The sequence below is a fragment of the Enterobacter cloacae complex sp. P18RS genome (assembly GCF_014982105.1).
In the GTDB taxonomy this organism is placed as follows: Bacteria; Pseudomonadota; Gammaproteobacteria; order Enterobacterales; family Enterobacteriaceae; genus Enterobacter; species Enterobacter hormaechei_C.
Map to the genome: position 1 here is coordinate 15591 of NZ_JADCKV010000026.1, position 20144 is coordinate 35734.

The following is a 20144-nucleotide window of genomic DNA, read 5'->3' on the forward strand; positions in this document are numbered from 1 at the left end:
TTCCAAACGTAACATTGAGGCTCTTGTTCGCACAGAGGATGGCTCATGTTCACGGGAAGTATTGTCGCGCTTGTTACACCGATGGATGAAAAAGGTAATGTCTGCCGGTCAAGCATGAAGAAGCTCATTGATTACCATGTCGCCAATGGAACCTCGGCGATCGTTTCGGTAGGGACTACCGGTGAATCCGCTACGCTGAGCCACGAAGAGCACGGCGACGTTGTGATGCTGACCCTGGAACTGGCGGACGGGCGTATTCCGGTCATCGCGGGGACGGGCGCAAACGCAACGGCAGAAGCGATTAGCCTGACTCAGCGTTTTAACGACAGCGGCATTGTCGGCTGCCTGACGGTGACCCCTTATTACAACCGTCCTACTCAGGAAGGTTTGTTCCAGCATTTCAAAGCCATCGCTGAACATACTGACTTGCCACAAATTCTGTATAATGTGCCGTCCCGTACCGGTTGCGATATGCTGCCGGAAACCGTTGGCCGTCTCTCGAAAGTAAAAAATATTATCGGGATTAAAGAGGCGACAGGGAACTTAAGCCGCGTTCATCAGATCAAAGAGCTGGTTTCAGACGACTTTATCCTGTTGAGCGGTGATGATGCGACCGCGCTGGACTTTATGCAGCTCGGTGGTAATGGCGTGATTTCCGTTACGGCGAACGTGGCGGCGCGTGATATGGCTGACATGTGCAAACTGGCCGCAGCCGGTCACTTTGATGAAGCTCGCGTGATTAATCAGCGTCTGATGCCGTTGCACAATAAATTATTTGTCGAACCCAATCCGATCCCAGTGAAATGGGCATGTAAGGAGTTGGGGCTTGTAGCAACCGACACGCTGCGTCTGCCAATGACACCGATTACCGACCACGGTCGTGAAATTGTCGCTGGCGCGCTGAAGCATGCCGGTTTGCTGTAAAGTTTAGGGAGATTTGATGGCTTATTCAGTACAGAAGTCGCGCTTGGCGAAGGTTGCGGGTGTTTCGCTTGTTATGCTCCTCGCTGCCTGTAGTTCAGACTCGCGCTACAAGCGCCAGGTGAGCGGTGATGAATCCTATCTGGATGCGCCGCCGCTTGCTGAACTTCACGCGCCTGCCGGCATGATCCTGCCGATCCAGAACGGTGATTATAATATTCCGGTTACCAACGGCAGTGGCCTGGTGGGTAAAGCGCTTGATATTCGTCCGCCGGCTCAGCCTCTGGCGCTGGTGAGTGGCGCGCGCACGCAGTTTACCGGTGATACGGCCTCTCTGCTGGTGGAAAGCGCACGCGGTGCCACGCTGTGGCCGCAGGTTGTGAGCGTTATTCAGTCGAAAAACTATACGATTGATAAACGCGACGACGCCAGCCAGACCTTAACCACCGACTGGATTGAGTGGAACCGTCTCGATGAAGACCAGCAGTATCGTGGTCGTTATCAAGTCTCCGTTAAGCCGCAGGGTTATCAGCAGGCGGTTACCGTTAAGCTGTTGAATCTTGAGCAGGCAGGTAAACCGGTTGCCGATCCGGCCGCCATGCAGCGCTACAGCACTGAAATGCTGAACGTGATTGCCGCTGGTCTGGATAAGAACGCTACCGATGCCGCAAACGCCGCGCAGAACCGTAACGGTTCAACGTTTGATGTGCAGAGCGGTGCAGACGATACCGGCCTGCCAATGCTGGTGGTGCGTGCGCCGTTTAACCAGACCTGGCAGCGCCTGCCAGCAACGCTTGAAAAAGTGGGCATGAAGGTGACCGACAGCACCCGTTCAACGGGCAGCATCACAGCGACCTATAAGCCGCTGTCTGATAGCGCCTGGCAGGAGCTGGGGGCAAGCGATCCACAGCTGCCTTCCGGTGACTACAAAATCCAGGTTGGCGACCTCGATAACCGCAGCAGCCTGCAATTTATCGATCCGAAAGGACACACGCTGACCCAGGCGCAGAACGATGCGCTGGTCGCTGCCTTCCAGGCCGCATTCAGCAAATAATAGTGAGGGCTGGTTAATCCAGCCCTTTTTATTTTCGTGCTACGCAAACGTGTGCGTGGCATAATATGGCCAGTTTTGAATACAAATCATCACACCAGGAGTAATGAAGATGCAGAAGCAAGCTGAGTTGTATCGTGGCAAAGCGAAAACCGTATACAGCACGGAAAACCCGGATCTGTTGGTGCTCGAATTCCGCAATGATACGTCAGCAGGAGACGGCGCACGCATTGAGCAGTTCGATCGTAAGGGCATGGTGAACAACAAGTTCAACCACTTCATTATGACCAAACTGGCCGAAGCCGGTATCCCGACTCAGATGGAAGCGTTGCTGTCCGATACGGAATGTCTGGTAAAAAAACTGGATATGGTGCCGGTTGAGTGCGTGATCCGTAACCGTGCCGCAGGCTCCCTGGTGAAGCGTCTGGGCATTGAAGAGGGTATCGAACTGAATCCACCGCTGTTCGATCTGTTCCTGAAAAACGACGCCATGCACGACCCGATGGTCAACGAATCCTACTGCGAAACCTTCGGCTGGGTAAGCAAAGAGAACCTGGCGCGCATGCAGGAACTGACCTACAAAGCCAATGACGTGCTGAAAAAGCTGTTTGATGACGCGGGCCTGATCCTGGTCGACTTCAAACTGGAGTTCGGTCTGTACAAGGGCGAAGTGGTGCTGGGCGACGAATTCTCGCCGGATGGCAGCCGCCTGTGGGACAAAGAGACGCTGGATAAAATGGACAAAGACCGTTTCCGCCAGAGTCTGGGTGGCGTGGTCGAAGCGTACGAAGCGGTTGCTCACCGTTTAGGCGTTAAGCTCGACTAAACTGCGCATTTGCCAAAGGATGTTGGCATCCTTTGGCGTCTTATCCTTGTTTACTATGGTAATCCTTTCATTAACCGCCTACGATCATAGCTATTATAAATGGAATAGTTCGAGGTGTTTATGCGCTGGCAAGGGCGTCGTGAAAGTGACAACGTAGAAGACAGACGCAGCAGTGGTGGCGGTGGTCCGTCTATGGGCGGGCCAGGTTTCCGGTTACCCAGCGGCAAGGGCGGCATTATTCTGCTGGTCGTCGTGCTGGTGGCGGGCTACTACGGCGTCGACCTGACCGGTTTGATGACCGGTGAAACCGGGCAACAGCAGCAGTATTCTCAGCGCTCCATCAGCCCGAATGAAGATGAAGCGGCAAAATTTACTTCCGTTATTCTCGCGACGACCGAAGATACCTGGGGTCAGCAGTTCGAGAAAATGGGGCGGACTTATCAGCCGCCAAAACTGGTGATGTACCGGGGCGCAACCCGCACCGGCTGCGGTACCGGGCAGTCCGTTATGGGGCCGTTCTACTGCCCGGCGGACAGCACCGTCTATATCGATCTCTCCTTCTATGACGACATGAAAAGCAAGCTGGGCGCCGACGGCGATTTTGCCCAGGGCTACGTGATCGCGCATGAAGTTGGCCACCACGTGCAGAAGCTCCTCGGCATTGAGCCTAAAGTGCGTCAGATGCAGCAGAATGCTTCTCAGGCGGAGGTGAATCGTCTGTCCGTACGCATGGAGCTTCAGGCCGACTGCTTCGCTGGCGTCTGGGGACACAGCATGCAGCAGCAGGGCGTGCTGGAAACAGGCGATCTGGAAGAGGCCCTGAATGCCGCACAGGCGATTGGTGACGATCGCTTGCAGCAGCAGAGCCAGGGGCGCGTTGTGCCGGACAGCTTTACCCATGGCACCTCAGAGCAGCGCTACAGCTGGTTTAAGCGTGGCTTCGACAGCGGCAACCCGTCGCAGTGTAATACCTTCGGCAAAGCTATGTGATGTTGGGGTTTGAACAGCTGGTCAACCAGCTTCAGCGTACCGGGCACCGCCGGCTGGTGGTGCTCAGCGGCGATGAAGCGTGGACGTTGAGCCAGGCGACCATTCTGCGCGATACGTTACCAGGAGACTGGCTGTGGCTGGAGGAAAACCCCTCTAAGGCCATCAGCGGCCTGCTGGGACGTGAATACCTTCATGCCGTTTTTGACGCGCGTCGCGGGTTTGACGTCTCGGCCTTCGCCGCCCTCAGCGGGACCCTGCGCGCCGGAAGCCTTCTGATGCTGCTGGTGCCGCCGTTCTCCGTCTGGGCTAACAGGCCCGACGCGGATTCTCTACGCTGGAGCGACAGCGCCGAGCCGATCGCCACCCCGCACTTTGTTCACCACTTTTGCCGGACGCTTGCCGCCGATTCAGATGCCATCGTCTGGCATCAACATCGTCCTCTGTGCCTTCCCGTTACGCCAGATTTACCCGCCTGGCAGCCTGCCAGCGGTGAACCGCAGCGCGAGCAAGCTGAGATCCTCGACGCTCTTCTGACCATGCCTGCGGGCGTGGCCGCCGTGACGGCACCGCGCGGACGCGGAAAGTCCGCCCTGGCGGGCATGTTGCTGAACGGCATTCAGGGGAGTGCAGTAGTGACGGCACCGGCAAAAGGGGCGACGGATGTCATCGTGCGTTTCGCCGGGGAACATTTTCACTTTATGGCCCCGGATGCGCTGCTGGCCTCCACAACAGAAGCTGACTGGCTGATTGTCGATGAGGCGGCCGCCATCCCCGGCCCGCTGCTGGAGAAGCTGGCGTCGCGCTTTCCCCGCGTGTTGCTGACCACCACGGTGCAGGGTTATGAAGGCACGGGCAGGGGATTCCTGCTGAAGTTCTGCGCCCGGTTCAGCGGGCTGCGGCGTTATACCTTATCCACGCCTGTTCGCTGGGCTGCCGGATGTCCCCTTGAGCGGATAGTGGCGAACGCGCTGCTGTTCGACGATGCGCTTATCGATCGCAAACCGGAAGGCGAGGTACGTTTAACGTCGCTGGAGCCCGGGATGTGGGAGAGCGATCCGACGCGCGGGGCAGGCGTGTATGAACTGCTTTGCGCCGCGCACTACCGGACGTCACCCCTCGATTTACGCCGGATGATGGACGCCCCCGGCCAGCACTTTGCTGTTGCTCAGGCGGGCGCGGAGATCGCGGGCGCGCTCTGGCTGGTGGAGGAGGGGGGATTACCCCCTGAACTTAGCCGCGCAGTCTGGGCGGGCTTTCGTCGGCCGCGTGGAAATCTGGTGGCGCAGTCGCTGGCAGCGCACGGCGGCTCGCCGCTCGCGGCGACGCTGAAAGGCCGACGCGTCAGCCGCATTGCGGTTCATCCCCATCGCCAGCGGGAAGGCATCGGCCAGCGGCTGATCCGCAGTGCCAGCGGAGAAGATTATCTCTCGGTCAGCTTTGGCTATACCGACGAGCTGTGGCGTTTCTGGCGGCAGTGCGGGTTTGTGCTGGTGCGAATGGGCAGCCACCGGGAAGCCAGCAGCGGGTGCTATACGGCGATGGCGTTGCTGCCGCTGAGCGAGGCGGGGCATCAGCTCTGCGAACAGGCGCATCAGCGGTTATGTCGTGATATGCGCGTCCTGTCGGCCTGGAATGGCGAAAAGATCCCGGTGACGGATGCATGGGAAGCTACCCTTAATAGTGACGACTGGCTGGAGCTGGCGGGGTTTGCCTTTGCTCACCGGGCGTTTTCAACTTCGGTTGCGGCGCTGACGCGGTTGTTGTTAGCCGTGGACATGCCGCTCCCGGCACTGCGGGGGAAAATGGAAGGGAATACGCACGATTTCGGGCGCAAAGCGTTGCTGGCGAAGCTACGCGAGGAAACCGCTCACGCGCTTGAAAGGCTTGATTACTCCCGTAGCCAGCAGCTGAAAGCCGACATTTTGCAATGGCAATTTTTTCAATGAGTTCTTCAGTAAAGTGGCATGGTCATTACCCCGCAGAGGCGTAAAATCCTGCTTATCAATTAAGGAGATCGCCATGAAACATGACCATTTTGTTGTGCAAAGCCCGGATACACCTGCTAAACAGCTCCTGCTTCTGTTTCATGGCGTGGGCGACAATGCCGTCAATATGGGACAGATTGGCAGCTGGTTTGCACCCGTTTTCCCACACGCGCTGATCGTCAGCATCGGCGGCGTGGAGCCGTGCGGTCCGGACGGGCGGCAGTGGTTTTCCGTCGAGGGCGTGACGGAGGAGAATCGTCAGGCGCGTATTGATGCCGCTATGCCAGCCTTTATCGATACCGTACGTTACTGGCAGCAGCAGAGCGGCGTAGGCGCCGACGCAACGGCGCTGATTGGCTTCTCTCAGGGCTCAATCATGTCGCTGGAAAGCGTAAAAGCGCAGCCCGGACTGGTGTCCCGCGTGATTGCCTTTAACGGGCGTTTTGCGACGTTACCGCAAAGCGCGACCACGCAGACCACGATCCATCTCATTCATGGGGGGGAAGACCGGGTAATTGAGCTTTCGCATGCGGTGGCTGCCCAGGAGACGCTGATGCGCGAGGGCGGAGATGTGACGCTGGATATCGTAGACGATCTGGGGCATGCCATTGACGATCGCAGCATGCAGTTCGCGCTCGATCATCTGCGTTATACCGTACCGAAGCACTACTTTGATGAAGCGCTCAGCGGCGGTAAGCCGAATGACGATGATATCGTCGAGTTTATGTGAGGTGTCCCCCTCTCTTTAGGGAGAGGGGAAACAGAGCGATTACTTCTTCTGGTCCTTCTTCGGCCAGTCGTCTTCATCGTCCCACTTGTCGTTAAAATCACGGTGCGGCGGAAGATCCGGTTTGTTGGCAAGGAACTTTGTGTGGTCAACGCGCTTGAGATCTTTAATCACGTTAAGCAGCACGCCTACCAGAAATACCAACACCAGAATCCACCAGTACTTTGAAAGCCAGTCCATTCGCTAATCCTCTTTAAGCACCCGTCAGGCGACGAGCTGCTCCATAATACGTTGATACATGCGGGCCAGCAGTTGTAAATCGGCAGCGTTCACGCATTCATTGATTTTGTGAATCGTCGCGTTAACCGGACCCAGTTCGACAACCTGTGCGCCCATGCGGGCGATAAAGCGTCCGTCAGACGTGCCGCCCGTTGTCAGCAGCTGTGGCTTAATTTCATTATAGTGCGCAATGGCGTTCACCACCGCATCCACCAGTTTACCGCGCTGCGTCAGGAACGGCTGGCCAGACAGCCACCAGTCGAGGGTATAGCGCAGCTGATATTTCTCGAGCAGCGCAATCACGCGCGCTTTGATCATCTCGTCGGTCAGTTCGGTGCTGAAGCGGAAGTTAAACTGGACGAAGAGATCGCCGGGAATGACGTTGTTGCTGCCGGTGCCGGCCTTGATGTTGGCTATCTGCATGCTGGTTGGCGGGAAAAATTCGTTGCCTTTATCCCATTCAATGCCTACCAGTTCGTTCAGCATCGGCGCGGCGCGGTGTACCGGGTTATCCGCCAGGTGTGGATAGGCAACGTGGCCCTGCACGCCATGAATAGTCAAATTACAGGTCAGGGATCCACGGCGGCCATTTTTCACCACATCGCCAACCACTTCGGTACTGGACGGTTCGCCCACCAGACAGTAGTCCAGACGTTCATTGCGCGCCATCAGGGCCTCAACGACCTTCACGGTGCCGTTGTGGGCGCTGGCTTCTTCATCGGAGGTAATCAAAAACGCAAGACGGTTTTTATGGTTCGGATGCTGGGCGACGAAACGCTCTGCCGCCACGACCATCGCAGCCAGAGAACCTTTCATGTCCGCAGCGCCGCGTCCGAAAAGCATGCCGTCGCGGATGGTCGGCTCAAAAGGCGGGTTGATCCAGCGGTCTGCGTCGCCTGCGGGAACTACGTCAGTATGTCCGGCAAACGCCAGCGTCTCTCCCTGACCACGCCATGCCCAGAAGTTCTGCGTATCGCCAAAATCCATGTGCTCCACGGTAAAACCGATGGCACGCAGGCGCTCAATCATTAATGCCTGACAACCTGCGTCGTCCGGGCTAAGGGAAGGACGGCGAATAAGCTGCTGAGTCAGCTCAATGACCGGGCATGACATAGACTACACCTCAACGAATAAATCTGAATAAAGGGTTTCACTGAAACCCAGCAGCATAGGCTGACCTGGCTTGCAGAGCAATGGGCGTTTGATGATTGCCGGCATTTCAAGCATCAGTTTGGCTGCGCTGTCGGCGTCGTTGATCGTGGCCCGGAGAGATTCATCCAGTTTTCGCCAGGTGGTCCCGCGTGTATTCAGTAGCGCTTCCCATCCCAGTTCGTTGATGGCGGAATGGAGGAACGCGGGGTCAAGCCCGTCGGCACGGTAATCGTGGAAGCGATAGTCGATGTTGTGTGCTTCCAGCCAGCGGCGGGCTTTTTTAATCGTGTCGCAATTCTTAATGCCGTACATCACAACCATAGTGAATCCTTTTGTTCTTTTGTGGATTAAATGTTCAATATTTTCGAAGATATATCCTTAAGTGGAATATAACACATTCAGAATTTTTCGGGATTTACAATTCTCCATAATTCAACGAACAGCTGTAAGCTGAATAGTCTTTCATCTTTTAAGCATAGTTGTCCACCCTGTTTAAATTGCCAATAAACTCAGGGGGAAATTAAAAATGCTGTCATTTTTCCGACTATTTCAAAATATTGCTGTAGGTCACATAAAATTTACCCGACAACGCTCATAGTGATCCTAAACCTACCAGCACAGCGGGGCTCAATCACAGCAATCGGTTAAAGTGGCTTCACAATGATGATACGTTTTCGTAGAATGCACATAATAATAAGAGAGGTTGTTATGATTGAACGTGAACTGGGGAACTGGAAAGATTTTATCGAAGGCATGCTTCGTAAATGAATTTCCGGTAAGAAATGCAAGAGCACTTAATTAACTAAAATAACCATAGTGTGAAAGAATCACACAATAAAAAGGCGGCCTGTAAAGCCGCCTTTTTTATTTCAACGTGTTATTCCGGCTTATCCTTCAGCGGGAAACGACGGCGTACCAGCACAAAGAACAGCGGTACGAAATAGATAGCCAGAATCGTCGCCGAAATCATTCCCCCCATAACGCCCGTTCCCACCGCGTGCTGGCTGCTGGAGCCTGCGCCGGAGCTGGTGGCCATCGGCAGGACGCCAAACACAAACGCCAGAGAGGTCATCAGGATCGGACGCAGGCGCTGACGACAGGCGTGCAGCGTGGCGGCCATCAGTTCGTGACCTTTGGCATTCATCTCATTGGCAAATTCGACGATCAGAATGGCGTTTTTCGCCGACAATCCGATTACGGTGAGGAGTCCGACCTGGAAATAGACATCATTTTCCAGGCCGCGCATCCAGGTTGCCAGCAGCGCTCCGATGACCCCGAGAGGCACCACCAGCATCACCGAGAACGGCACTGACCAGCTTTCATACAGCGCCGCCAGACAGAGGAACACCACCAGCAGCGAAAGGGCATACAAGGCAGGCGCCTGAGCGCCGGAAAGCCGTTCCTGGTAGGACATCGCCGTCCACTCCAGGCCAAAGCCGGTCGGTAACTGCTGAACCAGTTTTTCCATTATATCCATTGCGGTACCGGTACTGACGCCCGGCGCGGCTTCACCGACAATCTCCAGCGCCGAATAGCCGTTGTAACGCTCCAGACGCGGTGAACCGGTCTCCCAGCGTGACGTCGCAAACGCCGAGAACGGCACCATGCCGCCGGTGTTATTGCGCACATACCAGCGGTTGATATCGTCCGGCAGCATGCGGTATTTGGCGGCAGACTGAACGTAGACCTTCTTCACGCGGCCGCGATCCATAAAGTCATTCACGTAGCTTGAGCCCCATGCCGTTTGCAGGGTGTCGTTAATGTCGTCGATGGAGACGCCCAGCGCCTGCGCTTTACGCTGGTCAATATCCACCTGTAGCTGAGGGCTGTCATCCAGACCGTTATGACGAACGCGGGTAAGCTGCGGATCTTTCCCGGCCAGCTCCAGCAGCTTGTCGCGAGCAGCCATCAACGCGTCATGCCCGGCACCCGCGTGATCCTGAAGCTCCATATCAAACCCGGCTGAGCTGCCCAGGCCGCTGATGGCGGGCGGGCTGCTGGCGAAAACGCGCGCTTCCTTGATTTTGTTGAACGCTTTGGTTGCACGTTCAATGATGGCAAAGGAGGAGCCGGTATCGCTGTCGCGCTGGTCCCAGTCTTTCAGGCGCACAAACATACGCGCCACGTTCTGCCCGTTACCGCCAGGGCCAGAGCCGACGGTGGAGAAGACGGAGACCACGTTATCTTTCTCCTGAGTATGGAAGTAGTTCTCAACCTTCTGCACCACTTTCAGGGTCTGCTGCTGGGTCGAGCCGCTGGGTAACTGTACGGAGGTGATAAACATGCCGCGATCTTCCAGCGGCAGGAACGAGGTTGGCAGCCGCAGGAACAGGAAGACCATGCCGCCGAGCAGCAGGACATAAACCACCATCCAGCGCACGCTGCGGTGCAGTACTTTACCCACGCCCGCTTCATAGCGCGCCGCATTGCGGTTAAACATGCGGTTAAACCAGCCGAAGAAGCCTTTTTGACCGTGGTGTTCGCCCTTATGCAGCGGTTTCAGCAGCGTCGCGCACAGGGCAGGGGTAAGGATCATCGCCACCAGTACGGAGAGCACCATTGCAGAGACGATGGTGATCGAGAACTGGCGATAAATCGCGCCCGTGGTGCCGCCAAAAAACGCCATCGGGATAAATACCGCCGACAGCACCATGGCGATACCGACCAGCGCGCCCTGAATCTGTCCCATCGATTTGCGCGTGGCCTCGCGGGGCGAAAGCCCTTCCTCGCTCATGATGCGCTCAACGTTTTCCACCACCACGATGGCATCATCCACCAGCAGACCGATGGCCAGCACCATGGCGAACATGGTCAGGGTGTTGATGCTGTAACCGAAGGCATACAGCACCGCAAAGGTACCCAGCAGCACCACCGGCACCGCAATAGTGGGGATCAGCGTAGCGCGGAAGTTTTGCAGGAACAGGTACATCACGAGGAACACCAGCGCGATAGCTTCGAGCAGGGTTTTCACCACATCTTCGATGGAGGCCTTTACGAACGAGGTGGTTTCGTAGGCGACTTTGTACTCCAGTCCGTGCGGGAAGAAATGCGACAGCTCATCCAGACGCTCTAGCACCCGCTGCGCGGTCGCCATTTCGTTGGCGCCGGAGGCCAGTTTCACCCCCAGCCCGGACGCGGCATTGCCGTTGAAGCGGCTCAGGTAGTCATATTTTTCCGCCCCCATTTCCACGGTGGCGACATCCCCCAGACGCACTTCCGAACCGTCCTGATTCACGCGTAGCGTGATATTGCGGAACTGTTCAGGTGTCTGGAGCAGCGACTGGGAGTTGATGGTGGCGTTAAGCGCCTGGTTGTCCACGGACGGCGTACCGCCGAGCTGCCCCACGGCAATCTGGGCGTTCTGCGATTCGATAGCGTCGGTGACATCTTTGGCGGTCATCTGCACGCTGTTCAGCTTGTTGGGATCCAGCCAGATACGCATGGAGTACTGCGAGCCGTAGGCGTCGATATCACCCACGCCGTTGATACGGCTGAGCGGGTCCTGAATATTACTGGCGACGTAGTCCGCGATGTCCTGCTTATCCATTGAGCCATCGGTTGAAACAAACGCGATGGTCAAAATATTGGTGTCACCGGTTTTACGCACGGTCACCCCCTGGTTCTGCACCGCCTGAGGCAGTTTACGCAGGGCCGATTGCAGCTGGTTTTGCACCTGCTGCACCGCTTCATCCGGATCCGTGCCCGCCGTAAAGCTCAGGGTTACCGTCGCCTGGCCCGTGGCGCTGCTCTGTGAGGACATGTACATCAGGTTATCGAGACCCGTCATGTTCTGCTCGATAACCTGGGTGACGGTATTTTCCAGCGTCTGTGCCGAGGCGCCAGGGTAGTTCGCCGTGATACGCACGTTGGGGGGCGCGAGGTCAGGGTATTGCTCAACAGGAAGGGACGTAATCGCCAGGACACCCGTCAGACACAACAGGATTGCAAGCACCCAGGCAAAAATGGGGCGATCGATGAAAAAATTCGCCATTAAAGTGTGACCTCGTTTTGCTGCACGTCATTATTGTTTATTGCCCGCCTAACTTTAGCGGTAAGGCCCAGGTCAAACGTGGAGAAATAAAGGAGATAATGTAAATTATCATGCGCTTTTTTCAGCGCGCCTTCTTTCCCGCTATTTTTCAGCCTGGGCCGCAGGCGTCTGGAACGTAACGCTGACCTGTGTCCCGCCCTGTGGCGGCTGAGAAAAGTGTAATGTTCCGCCGAGCCGTCCCGCGCGTTCGCGCATGATATTCAGCCCGTAATGCCCCGGCGGTTCGCTGGCGTCGCCGATACCAATGCCGTTGTCGCGGATCGTGACCGTGTGAGTGCCGTCCGCGGTGGTGACGCAGCTGACCACAATCTCGCTGGCGTCGGCATGTTTAATCGCATTCAGCACTGCCTCACGCACAATCTGTAAGAGGTGCACCTGTTTTTGTGCGTCCAGCGCCAGCGATGAGAGACGGCAGTCGAGCACCAGCTTCGCGCGGGTCTGGCTTTGCAACCCGTCGAGAGACTCCTGTAGCGCGGCAGGAAGATTGGCGTGATTGAGCGTCAGGCGGAAGGTGGTAAGCAGCTCGCGTAGCTGATGCCAGGCATTATTCAGCTCACGGGAGAAGTCCGTAATGATGGTCTGCGCCGGAGCATTGTCGCCCGGCACGGCATGCTTCAGCAGCGTAAGCTGAATACGCAAATAGGAGAGCACCTGCGCCAGCGAATCATGCAGTTCGCGCGCGATGGTGGCGCGCTCCTCCATCAGCAGCAGCTGCTGATAATGTTTCTGCGCCTGATTGAAATAGAGCCCCCGGCCCAGCATCGTCGCCACGCTTTCCATGAGCGGCAGCGGAACATCCCCGGTCGCGCTTTGCCAGCGCAGTTCGCCGTACAGGGTGTCCTGCATTAACACCGGTAAATTGTGCATTTTCTCGCCCGGGGACTCCTGTCCTTCGTAAAGCTGCCAGTCGTCGCTGGTGCGCAATTGCAGGTAATTCATCTGCGTATAGTCATGCACAATCTGCAAAATATGCCGGAAGCAGTGGCTGTCTATCTGCCCGGTATTCAACGCCTGTGAGCATTTGAACAGCATTTCGAGCTGCTGATGCGCTTCATTCAGGTGGCGGGTTTTTTCAGCAACGGAGCGCTCAAGTGAACGGTACAGGGTGTGTAATTCCGCCGACATATGGTTGAAGGCGCGGGAAAGCTGGCCCAGCTCGTTGGGAAGCGTAGTATCCGGCGCGGGAGTGTCGAATTGCCCCTGTTCGATACGCTCGCTCGCCGCCACCAGATTATTCAGCGGCAGCACAACCTGACGGCGGATGCGCCGCAGGGTCACCACCGCCAGCAGCAGGATGCCCAGGCCACCCGTCAGCGACATGAAAATCACCAGCTGAATTTTATGTTCGGTGTAGTGCTGTAGCGCCAGCACAAAGGCATCTATCCGGCCCACGAAATCCTCTATGTGGTTCTGATACCATCCGGTATCGCCGCTGGCGATGCGCGTGTCCATCTCCTGCCAGCCAAGGTGCAACTGCTGGTAACGCTGTTTGACGTCCTCTGGCACATACCAGCGGTTTAGCTTCTGCAACGCAGGCGCGCTCAGCGTTTTTTGCCAGACCGCGCGGTGCTCTGCCAGCGATGGGCCGGCGCGCTGCATTTCGTAGCCCAGGCGGTAGCTCTGCATACGCAGCGAGCCGGCGATGTTAATCGCCTCGGCGTCGCGCTGGCTGCTGGCGAGTGTGACCAGCGCAATGGCGCTGATCAGAACGGACAAGACAATCATCGAAAAGAAAGCCCGAGCCAGGCTTCCCGATACGGGGCGTTTAACGGTCACTCATCAGCTTCCTGAATTAAATTGATCTGCCACAGGTTCACTGGAAATAGTTCGGCTTCCTGGGCATTTGAACATTGCGTCGCCATGCCGCTGTGGGTAAATACGATAACAATAGAAAGAATAAGGTTATTGAACCAAAAACAGGTGTTGTTATGAATCGTTTTATTATGGCCAACGCTCAACAGTGTATCGGTTGTCGCGCCTGCGAAGTTGCCTGTGTGATGGCGCACAACGGGGAGCAGCACGCGCTGAGCGAGCGCCATTTTCATCCCCGCATTACGGTCCTTACCTCAGGCTTGCGAAAAAGCCCCGTGACCTGCCACCACTGTGAAAACGCGCCCTGCGCGCAAAGCTGCCCGAACGGAGCCATCACGCAACACAGCGACAGCGTACAGGTCAATCAACAAAAATGCATTGGCTGTAAAGCCTGCGTGGTGGCCTGTCCGTTTGGCACGATGGACATGCTGATCGCCCCGCTGGAAAACGACAGCGTAAAGGCCTCGGCGCACAAATGCGACCTCTGCCTGGAAAGGCCGCAAGGCCCGGCCTGCGTGGAAAACTGCCCGGCGGCGGTGCTTACGCTCGCCACCCCAGCCGTACTGGATAAGCTGGTTAAGCAGCGCCGACAGCGCAGCGCAAGGCTGAACGCGCTGCCGTGGCACAGCGAGGCGGTTCAGTCAGCCCCTCCGCAAACCAAACGGCAACAGATGCAAAACACCCCGGCGCGCGGTGAGCCGGATAAGCTCAGCCCCGAAGCACGCGCATACCATTTTAACGAGATCTACCTGCCGTTTCGCCCGGAACAGGCGCAGCGCGAGGCATCCCGGTGCCTGAAATGTGGCGAGCACAGCATTTGCGAGTGGACCTGCCCGCTGCATAACCACATTCCCCAGTGGATTGAGCGGATCGGGGCGGGGGATATCGTCGGTGCGGCTGAGCTTTCTCACCAGACTAACTGTTTACCGGAAATTACCGGCCGCGTCTGCCCACAGGATCGATTATGTGAAGGCGCCTGCACCCTGCGGGATGCGTCAGGGGCAGTAACCATCGGTAATATCGAACGGTATATCTCGGATCGGGCGCTGGCGATGGGCTGGACGCCGGACGTCAGCCACGTTAAGCCGGTCGGTAAGCGCGTCGCCATCATCGGCGCCGGTCCGGCAGGGCTGGCCTGCGCCGACGTGCTGGTGCGCAGCGGCGTCGGCGTGACGGTCTACGACCGCCATCCGGAAATCGGCGGATTGCTGACCTTTGGTATTCCGGCCTTCAAGCTGGATAAATCCCTGTTAGCGCGGCGCAGAGAGATATTCAGCGCGATGGGCATCCGCTTCGAGCTGAACTGCGAGGTGGGAAAAGACGTGTCGATGGCCCAACTGCAAAACGACTACGATGCCCTGTTCATCGGCGTAGGGACCTATCGTTCCATGAAAGCGGGTATCCCTCACGAAGACGCGCCGGGCGTGTACGACGCGCTGCCGTTTTTAGTGGCAAACACGCGGAACGTGATGGGCCTTGATCCTGCCGCAGACGAACCGTTTATCGACACACAGGGTTTAAACGTGGTGGTGCTCGGCGGGGGCGATACGGCGATGGACTGCGTGCGCACCGCGCTGCGGCATGGCGCGGCGAAAGTCACCTGCGCCTATCGGCGGGACGAGGCCAACATGCCGGGCTCAAAGAAAGAGGTTAAAAACGCGAAAGAAGAGGGCGCGGCGTTTGAATTTAATGTCCAGCCGGTTGAGCTCACGCTGGATACCGACGGGAAGGTTAACGGTATCCGGATGCTGCGCACCAGGCTGGGCGAGCCGGATGCGCAGGGGCGGCGGCGTCCTGTCCCGGTGGCGGGCAGTGAGTTTGTCATGCCAGCGGATGCGGTGATCATGGCGTTTGGTTTTAATCCGCACGCCATGCCGTGGCTTCAGGCGCAGGGCGTCGACACCGACGACTGGGGGCGCATCAGGGCCTCCGTGGAGAGCCGTTATCGCTACCAGACCTCGAATCCGCAGATTTTTGCTGGCGGTGATGCGGTACGCGGTGCGGATCTGGTGGTCACCGCGATGGCGGAAGGGCGCCATGCCGCGCAGGGGATCATGGACTGGCTTGGCGTGCCGCCGCGCAACTTGCATTAATGCAGACGGGCGACAAAGCGGGCTTCACGGCGTAGTATAAACAGACTCATATTGCCGTGGAGCCCGTATGTCCCTGAACATTACCGTTATTAAAGACAAAATCCTTTCTGAAAATTACTTTGTCCTGCGTAACATCACTTACGATCTCACCCGTAAGAACGGGGACGTCATTCGCCATAAACGCGAAGTCTACGACCGGGGCAATGGTGCAACCATCCTGCTGTATAACCGTGAAAAGCAAAGCGTGGTGCTGATCCGCCAGTTTCGCATCGCGACATGGGTCAATGGCAACGCGGACGGACGTCTGATTGAAACCTGTGCAGGTCTGCTTGATGACGATGAGCCGGAAGTGTGTATCCGCAAAGAAGCCATTGAGGAGACGGGTTTTGAAGTGGGTGCGGTGCAGAAAGTCTTTGAGCTGTTTATGTCCCCTGGCGGGGTTACCGAGCTGGTTCACTTCTTCATTGCGGAATATACCGATGCTCAGCGCACGCACCGGGGCGGCGGCGTGGACGATGAAGACATTGAAGTGCTGGAAATGCCTTTCGCTCAGGCTGTCGACATGGTGAAACGCGGCGAGATCCGCGACGGTAAAGCGGTGATCCTGTTGCAGTATCTGCAAACCAGCGGGCTGATGAATGCGGCGGCGGAAGCGCGATAAGTTGTATTTCAGATAAATCTATCCGATAAATCCGATTGAGGCAGTCCGCCCAGGGCACGAAGATACGCCCCAGATTGACCTATTCGTTTCCGGGGCTGTGCCGTTCATGCGCTACTGCGTTTATCTTCTCTTCTTCATTTGCGTGTTCCCGCGCCTTTGGTGTGGGCTGCGCCTGCGCAGCAGTCTTTTTCAGACTGGCAGGTGACCTGCAATAACCAGAACTTCTGCGTAGCGCGCAATACCGGCGAGCATCGCGGTCTGGTCATGACGCTGAGCCGCAGTGCGGGGGCAAAAACGGACGCCAGCCTGCGCATCGATCTCGGCGGGCTTTCGGCGCCTCCGGTGAAAGAGCCTGACATCGCCCCGCGCCTGCTGCTCGACAATGTGCCGCTTAAACTCACGTCGCAACACTGGCAGTTAGCCCCCTGGCATCTTAAAACAGACGATACGGCCACCATCACCACGTTTCTGAAAACCATTCAGGAAGGGCAGGCGCTGACCCTGCGCGGGGGGAAGCAGACAATTTCTCTGGCCGGTCTGAAAGCGGCGCTGCTGTTTATCGATGCCCAGCAAAAACGCGTCGGAAGTGAAACGGCGTGGATTAAAAAAGGGGATAGTCCACCGCTAAGCGTGCCGCCTGCGCCGGCATTAAAAAAGGTGGCGGTGGTGAACCCCACGCCAACGCCGCTGACGCATAACGAACTCAACGATCTGCTGGATTACGGTACCTGGCGCATGAACCACAGCCAGTGCTCTCTCGATCCGAACCGGCGTGAAGTGCGCGTGACCGCGCTGACCGATGACAAAGCGCTGATGATCATCAGCTGTGAGGCAGGGGCGTACAACACCGTCGACCTGGCGTGGCTGGTGTCGCGTAAAAAACCATTTTCGGCCAGGAGCGTGAGATTGCGCCTGCCGTTTACCCCTTCCAGCCAGAGTAGCGACATGGAGCTGATGAATGCCAGCTTCGACGAAAAAACGCGCGAGCTGACCACGCTGGCGCTGGGACGCGGGATTGGCGACTGTGGGATCCAGACCCGCTGGCGTTTTAACGGCCAGCGCTTCCGCCTGGTACGCTACGCGGAAGAGCCAAGCTGTGATAACTGGAATGGGGCAGATGCCTGGCCCACGCTGTGGATCACAAGGTAGGGTTTTGCCGGGTGGCGCTGTCGCTTACCCGGCCTACTTTTTAGAACCGTAGGCCCGGTAAGGCGTAGCCGCCACCGGGCACGAGGGCATCACCGATCGCTCTTACGGAAAAAGTCGTTATACAGCATATACAAATGCGCCGCGCTCCAGGAGAAGTTAGGTGCGCCCTGCTGTGCTCCGGTCAGGGGGTTATAGTTCTCCTGAATCGGGCCGTCCGAGGTTAACCCTTTCGCATGCTTAAAGAAGGTTTCGGCGAGGGTTTGCGCCTGCTCACGATAGCCGTAACGTTCCATGCCTTTTAGTCCAAACCAGAACTGATCGACCCAGACCCGGCCGCGCCAGTATATGTCTGCGCCGAACGCCGGGTTTGTCAGCGCGGCGGTGCCGAGCGGTACCCAGGTATTGAACTCCTTCGGATCCAGCATCACCTTGACCACGGCATCCGCATGTTCCTGCGTCGCGGCACCGTTAAACAGCGGAGACCAGCCTTCCGGCCCTTTACCACGCTCGACGATAGGTTTGCCCGCACAGCCGTTCGCCAGCGGCTTATCCTCGATACGAATGTCATAGTAAAACCCGCTTTTCGCATCGAACATGCAGGTGTTGATATAGGTTGCGAGCTTATCTGCCAGCTGGCGATAGTGGCTGGCCTCCTGCTCTTTACCCAGCAGGCTCGCCATCTGCGCCAGATAGTGATTGTCGCTGTACATATAGCTTGCCTGGTCAACGGACTCCTGTAATAAGGAATACCCTAACAGATCGCCTTTTTTACTCCTGTTTTCGGCAAATTTAACCGTCCAGTCGCTGCGTTTCCCGCCGTTTTCAACGTACTTATCCAGCTGCGCTTTATCGATAAATCCGAATACGGCGGCATCATCGCGCCCGGACTCCCACGAGGCGGCCACCTGCGCGGGGATCTCCAGGCTGTCGTACTGGCCGTTATCGATTATCCGTGCGTAGTTATTCAGGCCGGAAAGCGACTCTTCTTTATCACCTTTTTTCACCGTGAACAGCATCTCGCCGGTAGCGGTGTTATGGGCCTTATCACGCGTCGCACCGTACTCCGGCACGCCGTTGCCGTTATGATCGCGGTTACGCAGCCACCAGTCGTGATAGGCAACCAGTTTTGGATACATCTCGGCAAGCCAGGCTTTATCCTGCGTGGTGTTATACACCTCCATCACCGACCATGCCGCCAGGCTCGGCTTGGTGTTACGCTCGTTCCAGTTACCGCCGTCGCCGCCTCGTTCCGGGCTCAGGTTCCAGGCGATTAAATCCGGCACAAATCCGGCATCCTGCGGGCGCACCGGATCGTCGGGTTTGATCTGCCAGGAGAAGACCGCGCGGATGTTCTCTTTGGCGATCTCCGGGTTGAAATGCGCCATGGCAAATGCCTGTTTCCAGGTGTCCCACGGCCAGGTCTGGTTGCCGGAGAACCAGCGTCCGGTTACGGAGGGCGTCACCGTGTTAAAACGCACCGCGCCGCCTGGCGAACGCCAGTTACCGTTCAACGTCTCGATGGCTTTCACCGCCACGCGCGTTTGTTCTGGAGTCGCGTGCGGGTTGGTTAACCCTTGTTGTAAATACCTCTCCCAGCGCGCTTGCGAGGCGGCCATAAAGTAGGCCGGACGCGCCAGAATGTCGCGGATCTGCGGCTGTTCACGCGCGACGTCATCGGCGTTCAGCAGATGGGAGTAGGTAGTGTACAGCGTGGTGCTGTCGGAAATCTGTGCCCGGCTGGTAAAGCGATGTCCGTCAACGGTGGTCTCGGCAGGAAGAGAGCGGTGTAACTGATATTCGGAACTGCCGGAGGTGAGCAGATCCCAGGTGGAGCGTACCTTGCCGAAGGTCACCTTCAGGCCGTCGCGCGTGGCTACAATTTTACGCTGATAATCAGGATATGCGCTGTCGATGGTTTTATCCGAACGCGGCTTGCCCTCTTTGGCCTCCAGTTTTTCCAGCAGCTCGCCGTCCCACACCAGCTCCAGCGGCGTTTTGCTGGTAATACGGGTTTCAAGCAGCGAAGTACGCGCAGAAGCAAAGCGCAGCGTCATCACGATCTGAACATCCCTGGCGCTCAGTTTCTGCACCAACGCGCCAGGGAGGCTGTAGGCTTCAAGGGTGAAATCCACTTTTTTGCCGTTCTGGTACACGGACAGGCGATCAAAATTCGTCGCCATAAAGTTGATGTACTCTTCGGTGAGCAGCGCTACGCCGGGAAATCCGCCCTGGGTCTGCGGCCCGTCCGGCAGCAAATGCCCATGCCAGGCACCCATATCAAAAAAGGGATTAAACCGCTGGTGGTCGTCGTAGTCGAAATCCTGCATGAAGAGCGGCGCGCCGGTACGGTTGATGACGTTTTTGAAGTCAGTTGCGGTGGCGGCGTGAGCCGAAAAACTGAGCGCCAGCGCGCAGGCCAGCGGCGTGAGGACGTATTTCATGGTGGT

15 protein-coding genes and 1 pseudogene are annotated in these 20144 nt (G+C 57.2%); 10 read left to right on the plus strand and 6 right to left on the minus strand.

Annotation, left to right across the window (positions count from 1 at the left end):
- Positions 1–45: 45 nt before the first annotated feature.
- From dapA to ypfH, 6 genes are all read left to right on the plus strand, one after another.
- A complete protein-coding gene (dapA, locus tag INF61_RS19105; RefSeq protein ID WP_003860542.1) occupies positions 46–924 on the plus strand; it encodes a 4-hydroxy-tetrahydrodipicolinate synthase in 879 nt (292 codons plus the stop codon).
- Between the two features lie 16 nt (positions 925–940).
- Positions 941–1975 carry an outer membrane protein assembly factor BamC gene (gene bamC, locus INF61_RS19110; protein ID WP_017383500.1) on the plus strand — a complete coding sequence of 345 codons (1035 nt, stop codon included), beginning with the start codon at positions 941–943 and terminating at the stop codon, positions 1973–1975.
- Between the two features lie 109 nt (positions 1976–2084).
- On the plus strand, positions 2085–2798 hold the full coding sequence (gene purC / locus INF61_RS19115; RefSeq protein ID WP_001171626.1) for a phosphoribosylaminoimidazolesuccinocarboxamide synthase: 714 nt from the start codon (positions 2085–2087) through the stop codon (positions 2796–2798).
- A gap of 120 nt (positions 2799–2918) precedes the next feature.
- Complete coding sequence (locus INF61_RS19120) at positions 2919–3788, plus strand: neutral zinc metallopeptidase (RefSeq protein ID WP_001303362.1); 870 nt, start codon at positions 2919–2921, stop codon at positions 3786–3788.
- The gene (locus INF61_RS19125) at positions 3788–5734 is read left to right on the plus strand and encodes a tRNA(Met) cytidine acetyltransferase TmcA (protein ID WP_160176818.1); all 1947 of its coding nucleotides are present in this window, start codon (positions 3788–3790) and stop codon (positions 5732–5734) included. The genes INF61_RS19120 and INF61_RS19125 overlap by 1 nt, the downstream gene beginning before the upstream one ends.
- Before the next feature lie 73 nt (positions 5735–5807).
- A complete protein-coding gene (gene ypfH / locus INF61_RS19130; protein WP_023295120.1) occupies positions 5808–6503 on the plus strand; it encodes an esterase in 696 nt (231 codons plus the stop codon).
- 39 nt (positions 6504–6542) lie between these two features.
- Here the strand turns inward: ypfH and INF61_RS19135 are convergent, their stop codons facing one another.
- The 3 genes from INF61_RS19135 to INF61_RS19145 are packed head-to-tail and all read right to left on the minus strand — an operon-like array spanning position 6543 to position 8252.
- Complete coding sequence (locus tag INF61_RS19135; RefSeq protein WP_193548006.1) at positions 6543–6740, minus strand: YpfN family protein; 198 nt, start codon at positions 6738–6740, stop codon at positions 6543–6545.
- Positions 6741–6764: 24 nt separating this feature from the next.
- Positions 6765–7892, minus strand: a complete 1128-nt coding sequence (gene dapE / locus INF61_RS19140; RefSeq protein WP_017383496.1) for a succinyl-diaminopimelate desuccinylase — start codon at positions 7890–7892, stop codon at positions 6765–6767.
- A gap of 3 nt (positions 7893–7895) precedes the next feature.
- Positions 7896–8252, minus strand: coding sequence for an ArsC family reductase (locus INF61_RS19145; RefSeq protein ID WP_015572203.1), 357 nt, complete (start codon positions 8250–8252; stop codon positions 7896–7898).
- 387 nt (positions 8253–8639) lie between these two features.
- Here INF61_RS19145 and ypfM point away from each other — a divergent pair, with 387 nt between their 5' ends.
- Entirely contained in the window at positions 8640–8699 is a 60-nt protein-coding gene (ypfM, locus tag INF61_RS19150) for a protein YpfM (protein ID WP_015572204.1), read from the plus strand.
- A gap of 109 nt (positions 8700–8808) precedes the next feature.
- Here the strand turns inward: ypfM and acrD are convergent, their stop codons facing one another.
- Together acrD and narQ are read right to left on the minus strand one after the other, a co-directional pair.
- Positions 8809–11922: a multidrug efflux RND transporter permease AcrD gene (gene acrD / locus INF61_RS19155; RefSeq protein ID WP_017383494.1), complete on the minus strand. Its 3114-nt coding sequence runs from the start codon at positions 11920–11922 to the stop codon at positions 8809–8811.
- Between the two features lie 141 nt (positions 11923–12063).
- Positions 12064–13758, minus strand: coding sequence for a nitrate/nitrite two-component system sensor histidine kinase NarQ (gene narQ, locus INF61_RS19160; RefSeq protein ID WP_045347582.1), 1695 nt, complete (start codon positions 13756–13758; stop codon positions 12064–12066).
- Positions 13759–13910: 152 nt separating this feature from the next.
- Here narQ and aegA point away from each other — a divergent pair, with 152 nt between their 5' ends.
- From aegA to INF61_RS19175, 3 genes and pseudogenes are all read left to right on the plus strand, one after another.
- A complete protein-coding gene (gene aegA / locus INF61_RS19165; RefSeq protein ID WP_193548007.1) occupies positions 13911–15887 on the plus strand; it encodes a formate-dependent uric acid utilization protein AegA in 1977 nt (658 codons plus the stop codon).
- Positions 15888–15954: 67 nt separating this feature from the next.
- On the plus strand, positions 15955–16548 hold the full coding sequence (gene nudK, locus INF61_RS19170) for a GDP-mannose pyrophosphatase NudK (RefSeq protein ID WP_017692952.1): 594 nt from the start codon (positions 15955–15957) through the stop codon (positions 16546–16548).
- Between the two features lie 106 nt (positions 16549–16654).
- Positions 16655–17697: pseudogene (locus INF61_RS19175) on the plus strand (DUF1176 domain-containing protein).
- Positions 17698–17786: 89 nt separating this feature from the next.
- On the opposite strand, the gene ygjK reads toward INF61_RS19175, so the two are convergent.
- Positions 17787–20138, minus strand: a complete 2352-nt coding sequence (gene ygjK, locus INF61_RS19180) for an alpha-glucosidase (protein WP_017692954.1) — start codon at positions 20136–20138, stop codon at positions 17787–17789.
- Positions 20139–20144: the final 6 nt, after the last annotated feature.

Excerpts from the sequence above, each read along its gene's own strand:
- dapA (WP_003860542.1), top strand. The coding sequence starts at position 46 with ATGTTCACGGGAAGTATTGTCGCGCTTGTTACACCGATGGATGAAAAA.
- bamC (WP_017383500.1), top strand. The coding sequence starts at position 941 with ATGGCTTATTCAGTACAGAAGTCGCGCTTGGCGAAGGTTGCGGGTGTT.
- purC (WP_001171626.1), top strand. The coding sequence starts at position 2,085 with ATGCAGAAGCAAGCTGAGTTGTATCGTGGCAAAGCGAAAACCGTATAC.
- INF61_RS19120 (WP_001303362.1), top strand. The coding sequence starts at position 2,919 with ATGCGCTGGCAAGGGCGTCGTGAAAGTGACAACGTAGAAGACAGACGC.
- INF61_RS19125 (WP_160176818.1), top strand. The coding sequence starts at position 3,788 with ATGTTGGGGTTTGAACAGCTGGTCAACCAGCTTCAGCGTACCGGGCAC.
- ypfH (WP_023295120.1), top strand. The coding sequence starts at position 5,808 with ATGAAACATGACCATTTTGTTGTGCAAAGCCCGGATACACCTGCTAAA.
- INF61_RS19135 (WP_193548006.1), bottom strand. The coding sequence starts at position 6,740 with ATGGACTGGCTTTCAAAGTACTGGTGGATTCTGGTGTTGGTATTTCTG.
- dapE (WP_017383496.1), bottom strand. The coding sequence starts at position 7,892 with ATGTCATGCCCGGTCATTGAGCTGACTCAGCAGCTTATTCGCCGTCCT.
- INF61_RS19145 (WP_015572203.1), bottom strand. The coding sequence starts at position 8,252 with ATGGTTGTGATGTACGGCATTAAGAATTGCGACACGATTAAAAAAGCC.
- acrD (WP_017383494.1), bottom strand. The coding sequence starts at position 11,922 with ATGGCGAATTTTTTCATCGATCGCCCCATTTTTGCCTGGGTGCTTGCA.
- aegA (WP_193548007.1), top strand. The coding sequence starts at position 13,911 with ATGAATCGTTTTATTATGGCCAACGCTCAACAGTGTATCGGTTGTCGC.
- nudK (WP_017692952.1), top strand. The coding sequence starts at position 15,955 with ATGTCCCTGAACATTACCGTTATTAAAGACAAAATCCTTTCTGAAAAT.
- ygjK (WP_017692954.1), bottom strand. The coding sequence starts at position 20,138 with ATGAAATACGTCCTCACGCCGCTGGCCTGCGCGCTGGCGCTCAGTTTT.